Origin of the sequence: Streptomyces roseochromogenus subsp. oscitans DS 12.976 (assembly GCF_000497445.1) — a bacterium.
Lineage (GTDB): Bacteria > Actinomycetota > Actinomycetes > Streptomycetales > Streptomycetaceae > Streptomyces > Streptomyces oscitans.
The window spans coordinates 8,896,857-8,910,608 of sequence record NZ_CM002285.1; the positions used below are offsets into that span (position 1 = coordinate 8,896,857).

The following is a 13,752-nucleotide window of genomic DNA, read 5'->3' on the forward strand; positions in this document are numbered from 1 at the left end:
ACGGCCGGGGTGAGGACCACGACCGTCCGCGTGGCGGTATGCACACGGGTGGCGGCGCGCTCGCCACTCCGGGCGTCACCGCGGGCGGCCTGGCCGTCCTGGCCGTTGGTGCCGGCGGCATGTACGTGCTGCGTCGCAAGAGGGCCGGCCAGCAGTCCTGACCTGACACTCCTTCCAGAAGCTGCGGCTGCCGCCGACGCGCCCACCGCGTCGGCGGCCCGCCCAGCCGGGCGGTCGGTCCCCGCGACCGCCCCGCATGTACGTACCCCTCCGCGCCGGTCCTCGCGCACCGGCGCCCTTGTACGTCACTCCCTGCGCGCCGGCCACGTGATCGGCGCCCCTGTCCTGATCCCCGTGCTGCCGTGCCCGAGTGAGGTGGTGTCCGATGGCAGCAGATCCCTCCTCCCCGATCCCCGCGGAACCGCCGGGGGGCGGGCGGAGTTCCGGCCGTGGGCGGCTGACGCTGTGGGGCGTGGCGATCGTGCTCCTCGTCGTCAGCGTGTTCGGCAGCCACCACGGCTCGGATGACACGCCACGCGCCTCCCGGGCCGGCGCGCCGCAGCGCCACCATCACGCGGGCGCGAGCGCCCCGTTCAAAGCCGACACGCCCCCGGTGGTCAACGACCTGCCCAGATCCGAACCGACCCGCCTGCTCATCCCCAAGATCTCTGTGGACGCCCCCTTCACCACCCTGGCCATGGACGCCTCGGGTACGCTCCAGCCGCCACCGGCCGGTGACACCAACCTCGTCGGCTGGTACGCCAAGGGTGTCTCGCCCGGGGAGACCGGCACCGCGATCATCGCCGGGCACCTCGACACGACGACCTCCGCCGCCGTCTTCGCCAACCTTGACAATCTGGCGCCCGGCGACGAGTTCACCGTGCAGCGCGCCGACGGACGCGATGCCGACTTCGTCGTGGACGACAGCGAGACCTTCGCCAAGGACAGCTTCCCCAGCGAGCGCGTCTTCGCCGACGCCCAACGCCCCGAGGTCCGGCTGATCACCTGTGCGGGGCCGTACGACAAGGCGGCGAAGGACTACAGTGACAACCTCGTGGTCTTCGCTCACCTGGAGGTGGAGTGAGCCGGTCCGCACGGGTCGGGTGAGCCAGGCCCGTACGGCTCAGGCGGCGCCGTCTGTGAAGGCCCCGCCCGGAGTGAACGCCAGCGCCGCGAACCGTTCGCCCATGCGACGGTGCGCGGCGGCGTCCGGGTGGAGGCCGTCGGGCAGCGGCAGTTCGCCGAAGTCGGCCTCGCCGTACAGTTCACGGCCGTCGAGGTAGTGCAGGTGCGGGTCCTCGGTTGACCGCTCGCGGACGATCCGGGCCAGCTCCTCCCGGATGACACCCAGGGTGAGTTTCCCGCTCGCCTTGTCCGCCGGGTCGCCGGTCGCACGGAACAGCAGCCGACCCTCCTGCAGGGCGGACACGTCCATGAGGGTGGGGCCCGGCGTGTCCTCGTGCATCGGGCACAGGATCGGCGAGACGACCAGCAGCGGGACGTCGGGGCGCCCGTCGCGGATGGTGTCGAGGAAGCCGTGCACCGCGGGACCGAACGCGCGCAGCCGCATCAGATCGGTGTTGACCACATTGATGCCGAGCTTGACGCTGATCAGGTCGGCGGGGGTGTCGCGCAGTGCGCGCGCGGTGAACGGGTCGAGGAGCGCGCTGCCGCTCAGCCCCACATTGATCAGTTCCACCCCGCCGAGGGACGCGGCGAGCGCCGGCCAGGTGGTGGTCGGACTCGCGGCCGCCGATCCGTGACTGATGGAACTGCCGTGGTGCAGCCAGACCTTGCCGGGCCGGTCCGGTACGGGCTCGACGGGCGCATCGGTGCGCAGGGCGACGAGTTCGGTCATCTCGTCGTACGGCAGCCAGATCTCCACGACCTTGACGGTGTCGGGCAGCCCGGTGAAGCGCAGGGTGCCGACGGGGCCCGGCCGGTGCGCGGCGGAGCCGGTGGTCAGGTCGATGGTGAGCGTGTGGCCGCCGCCGACGCGGCCGCTGCCGGCCGGACGGCCGTCGACGACCAGGTCGTAGCGGCCTTCCGGGCGGGGCGGTGCGCCGACGTAGACCCGCTTGGTCGGCAGGGTGTCCAACTCGACGACGGTCGCGCGGGTGCGGAAGACCAGCCGTACGCCGGAGGGCTGGGACTCCGCCATGGCCAGCTGCGGATCGGCGCACTGCGCGCGGGCGCGGGCCGGCAGCCGGTGCGGCAGGAGTCCGTGCGCGGTGCGCTCCAAGTCCAGTGCGCCGCACAGGAGTTCGGGGGTTAGCGGGATGGTCTGCATGGTGTCGGCCTGCGTTTCGAAGAGAAGAGAAGCCAAGGGAGTCAGGCGTGGGGCCAGTCGCGCAGGAGGGAGTCGAGGGCGTCCAGGATCCGGGTCCAGGACTCCTGCGAGTCGGGGGCGCTGCGGCTGAACCCGCCGGCCAGCTCCAGGCTGACGTAGCCGTGGAAGACGCTGCCGAGGAGCCGGACGGCGTGGGTCTGGTCGGGCTCGGCCAGGTCGTAGCCGCGCAGGATCGCACGGGTCATCTGTGCGTGCCGGCCGCCCGCGCTCGCGGCCGCCGCCTCGGGATCCAGCGGGTGCCGGGTCGCCGCGTAGCGGCCGGGGTGGGCGCGGGCGTAGTCGCGGTACACGTCGGCGAACGCGGTGAGGGCGTCCTTGCCGGCCCGGCCGGCGAGCGCGTCGGCGGCACGGTCGGCCAGCTCCTCCAGCGCGAGCAACGCGATCCGGGTCTTGAGGTCCTGGGAGTTCTTCAGGTGCGAGTACAGGCTCGCGACCTTGACGTCGAACCGCCGGGCGAGCGCGGACACGGTCACCTGCTCGAAGCCGACCTCGTCGGCCAGCTCCGCACCGGCCCGTACGAGACGGTCGGTGCTCAGGCCTGCGCGTACCATGCTCTTCTCCTTCTTCCATAACTGATTATGTAGCCTCCTATATGTTTTAGGCAAATGACGGAGTGGTGTAGGGTTCAGCTCCGCGTCCCGGGCGGACTAGAGGCGGCCGTCGGCGATCTCCCGCTCGTGGTACGGGAAGAGCATGTCGTCGGCCTGGACGAAGTCCACGCCCCAGTCGGCGAATTGGGCGACCTGGGAGTCGTAGTAGGCCTGGGCGCCCGGATGGGCGTGGTTCAGGCCGTAGTTGTCGGAGTTCCGGGGGCACGCCGAGCCGGTGTCGGCGATCTCGTCGGCGGTGAGCCCGTTCCGGCGACGGGCAGTTGAGCGGCGACGGCACGGCGCGGGATGCCGCGCACGATGTGCAGCCCGAAGCGCAGCCCGAGCGAGTGGATCCGCCGGGCCGGCGGAGCGAAGCCCGCCCCGCCGGCGGCGGAGGGGAACCGGTCCGGGGCCGGGAGCCGGCGGCCGTACGCGTCCAGGACCAGCGGCGCGTCCGGGTTGTAGCCATGCGCACGGGCCGTCGGCTCGTACCACTGGATGTCCACCACCACCGCGTCCCAGCCGTGCGCCAGCAGACGCTCCCGCAGGAACACCGCGTTGGCGAGCACCTAGTCCTCGGCGAGCACCTAGTCCTCGGTGACGGTCGGGCCGTAGCAGTCCCAGCTGTTTCAGCCCATCGGGGGCCGCAGCCGCCGGTCGGGAAGGGGCCGTTCCACGGTCGCCACCTCTCAGCCCGCCACGGTCGGAGGTGCCTGGACAGTTCGGCGGGCGACGTACTCGGCACGCATGGTGCCGCCACAGCCCCAGGTCTCGTTGCCGATACCCCAGAACCGCACCCGCCACGGCTCCGGGCCGAGCAGTGCGCACAGCGCAGAGAAAGGTGACAGCGCTCCACGGGTGGGTCAAGGGGTCGGGAATGGGTTCGCGCACCGGCGCCCGGTCGTCCTAGCCTGCCCACCATGGCAAAGGCACCCGTGCTCACCCCCCGGGCGGACGACTTCCCGCGCTGGTACCAGGATCTGGTCGCCAAGGCGGAGCTGGCCGACAACGGCCCGGTGCGCGGCACCATGGTCATCCGACCGTACGGGTACGGCCTGTGGGAGCGGATGCAACAGGAGATGGACGTCCGGATCAAGGACGCGGGCGCGCAGAACGCCTACTTCCCGCTCTTCATCCCGCAGTCGTATCTGACGAAGGAGGCCGAGCACGTCGAGGGCTTCGCTCCCGAACTGGCCGTCGTCACCCACGGCGGCGGCAAGGAGCTGGAGGAGCCTGTCGTGGTCCGCCCCACCTCCGAGACGATCGTCAACGAATACTTCTCGAAGTGGGTGCAGAGCTACCGCGATCTGCCGCTGCTGATCAACCAGTGGGCGAACGTGGTGCGCTGGGAGCTGCGCCCGCGCGTGTTCCTCCGTACGACGGAATTCCTCTGGCAGGAGGGCCACACAGCCCACGCCAACTACGAGGAGGCCCGCGACTACGCCGCGCGCATCCACCGGAACGTGTACGCCGACTTCATGGAGAACGTCCTCGCCATGGACGTCGTACCGGGACGCAAGACGGCCAGGGAGCGGTTCGCCGGTGCGATCAACACGCTCACCCTGGAGGGCATGATGGGCGACGGCAAGGCCCTCCAACTGGGCACCAGCCATGAGCTGGGCCAGAACTTCGCCAAGGCCTTCCACACGCGCTACCTGTCGCGGGAGGGCCGGCAGGAGTACGTCTGGCAGACCTCCTGGGGCTCCACCACCCGTATGGTCGGCGCGCTGGTGATGATGCACGGGGACGACGACGGTCTGCGCGTACCGCCCCGGCTGGCCCCGGTGCAGGCGGTGGTCATCGCCGTCAAGGGCGGCCCGGAGGTGCCGGCCGAGGTCCGCGCGATCGGTGAGCGGCTTACGGGGGCGGGAGTACGCGTCGAGGTCGACGACCGCACGGACGTGCCGTTCGGCCGGCGCGCGGTCGACTGGGAGCTGAAGGGCGTACCCGTACGGATCGAGGTAGGGCCGCGCGACCTGGAGAACGGCACCGCCGTACTGGTCCGCCGTATCCCGGGCACGAAGGAGCCGGTCGCGGCCCGGGCACTGGCCGCGCTGCTGCCCGGGGTGCTGGAGGACGACCAGGCGCTGCTGCTGGCCCAGTCCCGCCGGCGCCGCGAGGACCGCACGGCGGAGGCGACCACGATCGAGGAGGCCACGGAGGCCGCGGCCACCGGCTGGGCCCGCATCCCCTGGGCGAAGCTCGGCCCCGAGGGCGAGACCGGACTCGCCGAACAGGGCATGTCGGTACGGTGCCTGGTCGCGGCGGACGGCACGGTCCCGGAACGCGATGACCAGCCGGGGAATGTGGCGATCGTGGCGCGGGCGTATTGACGGGGCGGGCACGCCTGCGGTCGGTGCACCCGCACACCCACTTTTTTGTGCGTACTTGGCAGCCGTAGCCGGGCGGGAGAGGCTGTCTTGCGAGGTCAGAGGCTCGGCAGCGGGATGGGAGGAGGTGGCCGGGGTGCGGGGTCAGGATGTCTGGCCGCGTTCACGGAGCTGGTTCAGGCGGCGGTGGCCCCAGTCGGATACGGGGCCCAGGGCCTCGGACAGGTCGCGGCCGAAGCCGGTGAGTGTGTATACCGTCTTGGGCGGCAGCACGTCGTACACCTCCCGGTGCACCAGTCCGTCCTCCTCCATCTCGCGCAGCGCCTGAGTCAGCACCTTCTCGCTCAACCCCGGCAATCGGCGCCGTAGTTCGGCCGGCCGGTGCGGGCCGGACTCCAGCAGCCACAGCAGGGACGTCTTCCACTTGCCGTCGATCACGGCGATCGCGGCGGTCACTCCGCAGACGTTCGGATCCTGGGCGCGGCTGCGTGTCATCGGTGTCCTCTTCTGTTCCCTATCAGGCCGTACGGCCACATTTCCTTATCCATATGGGAGTTGAAACATGTCCACATCCACGCATCTTCCTGCCGTCACCGTGCTCGGTCTCGGCCCGATGGGCCGCTCGCTGGCCGGCGCGTTCCTCAAGGCAGGGCTGCGGACCACGGTCTGGAACCGCACCCCGGGCAAGGACCGGGAGCTGATCGAGCAGGGGGCGGCCGGCGCCGGATCGGCCGAGGAGGCCGTCGCAGCCGGTGACCTTGTCGTGGTCTGCGTGGTGAACTACGACGCGGTCGACGCCCTCCTGCGCCCCGAGCCCGTCACCTGCGCCCTCAAGGGCCGTACCGTCGTGAACCTGACCGCCGACACTCCGCACCGCGCCCGGAAGGCGGCGGAGTGGGCGGCCGGCCACGGCATCCGCTACCTGGACGGCGCGATCATGACCCCGGCTCCCAGCATCGGCACTCCGGAGGCCGTCTTCCTGCACAGCGGACCGCGCGGCCTGTACGAGGAGTACCGGCCCGTGCTGGAGGCACTGGGCGGCAAGCACATGCACCTCGGAGAGGAGATCGGACGCGCCGCCGCTTTCGACATCGCGCTGCTCGACCTCTTCTGGACGGCGATGGCGGGCTATGCGCACGCCGTCGCGATCGCCCGGGCCGAGGGAGTCACCGCCGGCGAACTCGCACCCTTCGCGCAGGGCATCGGCGCGATCCTGCCCCCGCTCTTCGCGGAGTTCGCGCGGGACGCCGACGACGGCACCTACTCCGGGGCCATCAACCCTCTCACCTCGGCCGCCTCGACCATGGCCCATGTCGTCGAGGTCTCCGAGGCCCACGGCGTCGACGCGGGTGTGATGCGCGCGGTGGAAGGCATGGCCCGGCGCACCATCGGTCTCGGCCACGGCACGGACGGCTTCATCCGGGTCGCGGAGGTACTGGGCAGGCGGTGAGACGACGGCCCGGCAGGCCCGGTCGCGGGACGTGGGCGCGGGGCACGGCACCGGAACGGCCCTGCCCTGTCCTGCGGTCTTGCCCGCACTCGGTGGATGAGCCGCGAAGGTGACGCTCAGGCACCACTGGGGCGGACTGGGCGAGGCGGAGTGGGCCGGATGGGCCGTTGCCGGGCACGGAAGTCGATCCGGACACGGAACCGATGCTTGGCGCCGTGAGTCTGAGTGGGTCTTGGAGGTGTGGCGGGTGTGGAAGTCGGTCCGGGCTCGGAAACTGATGTCTGGCGCCGTGAGTCCGAGTGGGTCTTGGAGGTGTGGCGGGTGTGGAAGTCGGTCCGGGCTCGGAAACTGATGTCTGGCGCCGTGAATCCGAGTGGGTCCTGGAGGTGAGGCGGGCGCGGAGCCGTTGCGAGTGCGGAGCTGATGGGGCGCACGGGCATGCCAGGCGCCGCGCCACGAAGGGGACCGGCCCGTACGCCGACAGGGCACCCCGAGGTCGGCGGACCTGCGACTTGTGCAGGACGCGGCGTAATGCGACGCTTCGGTCCGCCGGCCGCGACCACGGTCGGCGGTGCCTGTGAGCACCGGTTTTCCCGGCGAGGTGAAGGGATCTCCCGGGGTCGGCCGTGGATCGAGACGGGGAGTGGCGCGATGGAGCTGGAGCTGCGGCACCTGCGGGTGCTGTGCGCGATCGCCGACGCCGGCAGCGTGGGTCGCGCCGCGGCACAGCTCGGCTATTCGCAGCCCGCTGTGAGCACTCAACTGCGGCGCATAGAGCGCCACTTGGGCGAGCCGCTCTTCGAACGCGGCACCAGCGGAGTGCGGCCGACCCGCTACGGCGCCGAGGTCGTCGCCCAGGCCCGTGACGTGCTGGCCCGTGCCGACGCCATCGGCCATCGCCCGGCCGCCGCGCGAGCCCGCCGTACCCTGCGCGTGGCTGCGACCAACTCGCCCATGCTGTCCGGCACGGTCTCCCGGGTCCGCACCCGGCTGCCGGACCTGTCCGTCGCGGTCACCAGCGTCTACGCCTCCTCGCGGATCGTGGAACTGCTGGAGGAGGGCACGGTGGACGCGGCCATCGCCGCCGACTATCCGGGCATGGAGCTGCGGCACTCGGACGCGGTGAAGCACCGCGGAATCGTGACGGAGCCGACATTCGTCGCCCTGCCCTCCCGGCACCGGCTGCGGCAGTGCGCCCAGGTCCAGCTCGCCGACCTGGCCGAGGACGCCTGGTTCGTGACCCCGGACGACGGGGCCGGCTGGCCCGGAGTGTTCTACGACGCCTGTGCGGCGGCCGGATTCACCCCGGTCACCGTCCATGAGTTCCTCGGCGACCAGACCCAGCTGCAGAGCATGATCGCCGACGGCCTCGGTGTGTCCCTCGTCCAGCCGACGCTGCGGCCGATCCCGCATGTCGTGGTCAAGCCACTGGCCGGCTCCCCGCTGTGGTGCCGTTATGTGCTGGCCTGGCGGCCCGACACCGTCACCGAGGAGGTCGAGGAGGCCCTGTCCCAGTCCGCCACGGCCGCCTACCGCGACCTCGTCGCCCAGGCACCCCACCTGCGGGCCTGGGCCTCACGCACCTGGAGCGTCACCGGGGCGTAGTCACGTTGCCCTGCCCGCGACGGTAGCGCGACGACCATGACGGTGCGTCAAAGACCCTCCGCGATGTTATGAGCGGTCAATGCCATGTGCTATGTCACACGGCATTGTTGGGGTGGGTGACCCGCTGAGACAGTGCCTCACACGCCTCAACACCCCACCGAGGCGCATCCCCTTCGTGGAGGAATCCCGATGCGCAATCGCTTCGCGCTGCCCAGACGCATACCCGGCCGCACACACCCTCGTACGGTCGGACGCATGGCCGGCGCCGCGGCCGTCTGTGTCACCCTGGCCGGGCTGCTGACCACGCCCGCGGCAGCGGCACCGCAGTCGCACACCGGTGCCGCCCCCGCGCCTCCGGGACACGTGTCGGTGCCGTCGCCGACCGGTGCTACCACCGCCGTCACCGAGCGTCCCGCGAGCCAGTCCCGGCGGCTCAGCCCGGCCCAACTCCCGCCCCTGCAGCCGCTGTCGCCCCACCCGGCCCGCAAGACGGCCAAGGCTGCCAAGGCGGCCTCCTGCACTCCGGGCGACTTCGGCAGCCGCAGCGGAGCCGCCCTCGTGGCCTTCGTGAAGGCGTCGACCACGGACTGCGTCAACACCCTCTTCTCGGTCACCGGCAAGGACGCGCACGACGTCTTCCAGCAGTCCCAGATGCTCACCGTGGCGGCCGCGTTCACGCGCACGGCCGGGCAGTACCGCGGCGACAACTCCGGCGGCCTGGAGCAGCTGGTCCTGTTCCTGCGAGCCGGCTACTTCGTGCAGTTCAACCACCCCGGCGACGTGGGCACGTACAGCAGCCGCCTCACCAAGGCCGTCACGGCCGGCCTGGACGCCTTCTTCGCCCGGTCCCACTCGAATGATGTGACGGCGGTGAACGGCGACATCCTCGGTGAGACCGTCATCCTCACCGACAGCGCCGACGTCCAGGGCCGCTATCTCCCGGTCTACGAGCGGTTGTTGAGCGATTACGACAGCCCGTACAACTCCGTGGACAGCATGGTCAGGGCGGTGAACGACGTCTACACCCCGCTGTGGCGCGGCAACTGGAACCCCGACTACGTCGCCGCGGTCGCCGCGGACCCGTCGATCACCGACACCCTGCACGAATTCGCGCTGGACCACACGGACCTGCTCGGCACCGACAAGGCCTTCCTGGATTCCAACGCCGGGATGAACCTGGCCCGCTATGTCGAGCACCCGGAACTCCAGGCGACCGTGAAGCCTCTCGCCAAGGACCTGCTGGACCAGTCCGCGATCACCGGCCCGACGGCCGCGCTCTGGGTCGCCGTCGCCACGCAGGCGAACGCCTACGACGGCAGCGACTGCGCGTACTACGACGTCTGCGACCTGCCCGCCAAGCTGACCGCGGCCGCCCTGCCGATCACCCACTCCTGCGACGCGGACCACACCATCCTCGCCCAGGACCTCACGGACGCGGACCTCGACGCCACCTGCGCCAGCGTGCTGCACCAGGACGCCTACTTCCGCGGGCTGGTGAAGGCCGACGGCGCGATACCCGGCCAGTACGTCTCGACCATCCAGCTCGTCGTCTTCGCCAGCCGCGCCGACTACCAGACGTACGCCGGCGCCATCTACGGCATCAGCACCGACAACGGCGGCATGACCCTGGACGGCAACCCGTCCGACCCGGCCAACCACGTGACGTCGATCATGTACCAGAAGGACTCCGACGACGGTTTCACGGCCCGGATCTGGAACCTCAACCACGAGTACACGCACTTCCTCGACGGCCGCGACGACATGAAGGGCGACTTCGCCCAGGAGACCACCGTGCCGGACATCTGGTGGATCGAGGGTCTCGCCGAGTACGTCTCCTACAGCTACCGGGGAATCGCCGACGACCAGGCCGTCCAGGAGGCCGCCAAGCACACGTACAAGCTGAGCACCCTGTGGCAGAGCACCTACGACAACAGTGACGTGATCCGCACCTATCCGTGGGGCTATCTCGCCGTGCGCTACATGGCCGAGAACCACCCCGACGACATCCAGAACATGCTCGCCCGCTTCCGCGTCGGTGACTACGCCGGCGGCTACGCCGTCTACCACGACGGCATCGGCACCCGCTATGACGCCGACTTCGACCAGTGGCTCACGGCGTGTGCCCAGGGCGCCTGCGCCAAGCCCGCCAAGGCCTGAGCGCACGCGCCGTAGCACGACGGCCGCCGACCGGCGATCCCGGTCGGCGGCCGCGGCCGTGCGGCGACGGGCGTCAGACCGCCGTGGCCGGGTACGTCGGGTACTCGACGCCCGACACATGCTGGACGACCCGGACGACCTGGCAGGAGTAGCCGAACTCGTTGTCGTACCAGAGGTAGAGGATCGCGTTGTCGCCGTCGACCTTGAGGGCGCCGGCGTCCACGATCGAGGCGTGGCGCGAGCCGATGAAGTCGCTGGAGACCGCGTCGGGCGCCGTGATGAAGTCGATCTGGCGCTTGAGCGGCGAGGTCAGCGAGACCTCGCGGAGGTAGTCGTGGACCTCCTCGCGGGTGGTCTCGCGGGCCAGCTGCAGATTGAGGATCGCGATCGACACGTCCGGCACGGGCACGCGGATCGAGCTGCCGCTGATCTTCGCCTTGAGGTCCGGCAGCGCCTTGGAGACCGCGGAGGCGGCACCCGTCTCGGTGATCACCATGTTGAGCGGCGCGGAGCGGCCACGGCGCTCGGACTTGTGGTAGTTGTCCAGCAGGTTCTGGTCGTTGGTGAACGAGTGGACGGTCTCCACGTGACCGCGCAGCACGCCGTACTCGTCGTCCATCGCCTTCAGCGGGGGGACGATCGCGTTGGTGGTGCAGGAGGCGCAGGACAGGATCTGCTCGTCCGGCTTGACGGTGTCGTGGTTGACGCCGTGCACGATGTTCGGGACGTCGCCCTTGCCCGGCGCGGTCAGGACGACCTTCTCGATGCCGGGGCGCAGATGCTGGGACAGGCCCTCGCGGTCGCGCCACTTGCCGGTGTTGTCGATGAGGATGGCGTCCCGGATGCCGTACTCGGTGTAGTCCAGGGACGACGGGTCGTCCGCGTAGATCACCTTGATGGCTTTGCCGTTGGCGACGATCGTGCTGCTGGCCTCGTCGACGGTGATCGTGCCCTGGAACTGGCCGTGGATGGAGTCGCGGCGCAGCAGCGAGGCGCGCTTGACGAGATCCTCGGCGGCCCGGCCGCCACCGCCGCGCACCACGATGGCCCGCAGCATGAGGCCGTTGCCGGAGCCCGCCTTCTCGATCAGCAGACGGGCGACGAGCCGGCCGATGCGGCCGAAGCCGTACAGGACGACATCGCGCGGCTCACGGCGCTCGATCTTGCTGGCGCCGGTGGCGCCGGCCACGGCCTCGGCCGTGAACTCCGCCACACTCAGACCGCGGTCGTCGGCCTGGTAGGTGGTGGCGAGCATGCCCAGGTCGATCTGCGAGGGCCCGAGGTCGAGGGCGGTCAGGGCCTGCAGGAACGGCATCGTCTCGGTGACCGACAGCTCCGCGCCGGCGATCTGCCGGGCGAAGCGGTGCGTCTTGAGGATGCTGACCACCGACTTGTTCACCAAGGAGCGGCTGTGCAGCAGGACGGTCACGTCCCGCTCGCGGTGCAGCTTCCCGATGAGCGGGATCATCGACTCCGCGATCTCCTCGCGGATCTTCCAGTTGGTGAACGAGTCGTCGTTGACAGTCACTGATCCATCTTTCGAGCTAGGGAGCGCTCATATGGTAACCACACCTCTCAGCTGCTCCTTCCGGGGGTGCGGGGGGTAAGGGATTTGCACCCATTCCTTGACTGATTCCTGAATCGGGGTGGAAGTGCGTAAGAAACCCGGGTCGCGAATTGCACGTCTTACCTGGCGTGCCCAAGGTCAAAAGAGTGAGCACCTCTTCCGTTCCCCGGCCCGAGTCGGCCGCCCCGTCCGCCGTTGTCCGTCGCCCGGTCCTGCCACGGATCGCCCGGCGCGGTGTCCCCGAGGGGGCGCTACGGGCCCTCGCCCTGTTCGCGGCCGTACGTGTCGCCGGGGTCCTCGTGGTGATCCTCACCAACGCGGTCCGGGGCCATCCGCTGCTCAAAAGTTTCGCCCACTCCTGGGACTCCCGGTGGTACCTGCACATCGCCGCCCAGGGCTACGGCCACCGCATCTGGATCACCCCGGAGGGTGCGGTCCAGAGCGACTGGGCGTTCTTCCCCCTGTATCCCGGACTCATCAGGGCACTGAGCACGGTCCTGCCGCTCAGCCCCGGCATGGCCGCACTGCTCATCTCCTGGATCGCCGCGGGCGTGGCGGCCTACGGCGTGTACGTCATCGGCCACCACCTCTACGGGCGCGGCGTCGCCACCGCGCTGGTCGCCCTGTGGGCCGCCCTGCCGCACGCGGTGGAACTGACCATCGCCTACACCGAGTCCCTGTTCGCCGCGCTCGCCATCTGGTCCCTGTACTTCGTGCTCAAGCGCCGCTGGCTGTGGGCCGGGACACTGGCCGCGCTGGCGGGGCTGTCCCGGCCGAGCGGCTTCGCGATCGCGCTGGCCGTCTCCCTCGCCGCCGCCCACGAGGCGTGGCAGCAGCGCGGCCGGGTACCGGCGAGCCTGTGGGCCGGTGCCGTCATCGCCCCGCTGGGCTGGCTCGGCTATGTGCTCTGGGTGGGCGGACAGACGGGCGATCTGCTCGGCGGCTACTTCAAGGTGCAGAGCGCCTGGGACTCCAAGTTCGACTTCGGTCTCGGCTCGGCGCGTTTCCTGAAGGGCCTGCTGCTGCACGGCGGAGGCGTCGTCTACCCGGCGGCCCTGGTCATAGTCGCGGCCGGAGTGCTGCTCTTCGCCCTGCTCTGTCTGGAACGCGCCCCGCTGGCCCTGGTGGTCTTCGCGGGTGTCCTGATCCTGCTCGTGGTCGGCGGCTCCGGCTCCTTCTCCTCCAAGCCGCGGTTCCTGCTGCCGGCCTTCCCGCTCCTCATCCCCATGGCTCGCGCACTGACCCGGACCTGGCGGGTCCGGCCGGCCCACGCCATGATCGTCTACGCCGGTCTCACCGTCGTATCCCTGCTGTTCGGTGCCTATGTGGCGGTGGTGGCCCGCTCCCCGCTGTGAGCCACGGCACGTCACGCGGGCTGCCGCTCCCGCCTGATCCGTCGTACGCAGCCCACGGCGGCGGAGCCCGTCAGCAGGGCGCCGGCGCAGATCGGTGCGCGGTAGCCGAGTCCGCCGTCGATCGCGGCGCCGCCCAGCACCGGACCGAGGGCGGCGCCCGTGTTCGGCGCCGGCGTCGCGGACGCGCCCGCGAGGGACGGGGCGTCCGCCGCCTCGTACGGCATGCGTGTGATCAGCGTCGAGCCGACGCCGAACGCCAGGGCGCCCAGCACCGGCACCAGCAGGACGCCGGGAGCGCCGGGGCGAGCGAGCAGCCGGCCGGTGAGCAGCGCGGCCCCGTCGGCCGCC

The 13,752-nt window shown here is 70.7% G+C and carries 11 protein-coding genes and 1 pseudogene; 6 read left to right on the forward strand and 6 right to left on the reverse strand.

Translation table 11 applies throughout. The features are described from left to right. The first annotated feature begins 385 nt into the window (after positions 1–385). On the forward strand, positions 386–1,084 hold the full coding sequence (locus tag M878_RS88210) for a class F sortase (protein ID WP_031227066.1): 699 nt from the start codon (positions 386–388) through the stop codon (positions 1,082–1,084). A 39-nt stretch (positions 1,085–1,123) separates the two neighbouring features. On the opposite strand, the gene M878_RS88215 is transcribed toward M878_RS88210, so the two are convergent. The 3 genes from M878_RS88215 to M878_RS95440 form a co-directional block, all read right to left on the reverse strand. Further along, the gene (locus M878_RS88215; RefSeq protein WP_031227068.1) at positions 1,124–2,290 is read right to left on the reverse strand and encodes a GDSL-type esterase/lipase family protein; all 1,167 of its coding nucleotides are present in this window, start codon (positions 2,288–2,290) and stop codon (positions 1,124–1,126) included. Between the two features lie 41 nt (positions 2,291–2,331). Continuing rightward, entirely contained in the window at positions 2,332–2,901 is a 570-nt protein-coding gene (locus tag M878_RS88220; RefSeq protein ID WP_023553166.1) for a TetR/AcrR family transcriptional regulator, read from the reverse strand. Between the two features lie 233 nt (positions 2,902–3,134). Continuing rightward, positions 3,135–3,509, reverse strand: coding sequence for a hypothetical protein (locus tag M878_RS95440; RefSeq protein ID WP_023553167.1), 375 nt, complete (start codon positions 3,507–3,509; stop codon positions 3,135–3,137). Positions 3,510–3,860: 351 nt separating this feature from the next. Here M878_RS95440 and proS point away from each other — a divergent pair, with 351 nt between their 5' ends. Beyond that, positions 3,861–5,273 (forward strand): proline--tRNA ligase, encoded by a 1,413-nt coding sequence (gene proS / locus M878_RS88230; RefSeq protein ID WP_031227070.1) that lies wholly within the window; start codon positions 3,861–3,863, stop codon positions 5,271–5,273. A 141-nt stretch (positions 5,274–5,414) separates the two neighbouring features. Here the strand turns inward: proS and M878_RS88235 are convergent, their stop codons facing one another. Continuing rightward, positions 5,415–5,765: a winged helix-turn-helix transcriptional regulator gene (locus tag M878_RS88235; RefSeq protein ID WP_023553169.1), complete on the reverse strand. Its 351-nt coding sequence runs from the start codon at positions 5,763–5,765 to the stop codon at positions 5,415–5,417. 67 nt (positions 5,766–5,832) lie between these two features. Between M878_RS88235 and M878_RS88240 the strand changes: the two genes are divergently transcribed. The 3 genes from M878_RS88240 (at position 5,833) to M878_RS88250 (ending at position 10,482) form a co-directional block, all read left to right on the forward strand. Further along, positions 5,833–6,720 carry an NAD(P)-dependent oxidoreductase gene (locus tag M878_RS88240; protein ID WP_023553170.1) on the forward strand — a complete coding sequence of 296 codons (888 nt, stop codon included), beginning with the start codon at positions 5,833–5,835 and terminating at the stop codon, positions 6,718–6,720. Between the two features lie 651 nt (positions 6,721–7,371). Further along, a complete protein-coding gene (locus M878_RS88245; RefSeq protein WP_023553171.1) occupies positions 7,372–8,325 on the forward strand; it encodes a LysR family transcriptional regulator in 954 nt (317 codons plus the stop codon). Positions 8,326–8,580: 255 nt separating this feature from the next. After that, complete coding sequence (locus M878_RS88250) at positions 8,581–10,482, forward strand: collagenase (RefSeq protein ID WP_037731212.1); 1,902 nt, start codon at positions 8,581–8,583, stop codon at positions 10,480–10,482. Positions 10,483–10,555: 73 nt separating this feature from the next. Here the strand turns inward: M878_RS88250 and M878_RS88255 are convergent, their stop codons facing one another. After that, positions 10,556–12,010 (reverse strand): glyceraldehyde-3-phosphate dehydrogenase, encoded by a 1,455-nt coding sequence (locus tag M878_RS88255; RefSeq protein WP_023553173.1) that lies wholly within the window; start codon positions 12,008–12,010, stop codon positions 10,556–10,558. 185 nt (positions 12,011–12,195) lie between these two features. Between M878_RS88255 and M878_RS88260 the strand changes: the two genes are divergently transcribed. After that, positions 12,196–13,404, forward strand: coding sequence for a membrane protein (locus M878_RS88260; RefSeq protein ID WP_023553174.1), 1,209 nt, complete (start codon positions 12,196–12,198; stop codon positions 13,402–13,404). Positions 13,405–13,415: 11 nt separating this feature from the next. On the opposite strand, the pseudogene M878_RS50020 reads toward M878_RS88260, so the two are convergent. Next, positions 13,416–13,752: pseudogene (locus tag M878_RS50020) on the reverse strand (Cmx/CmrA family chloramphenicol efflux MFS transporter); the annotation flags it as partial.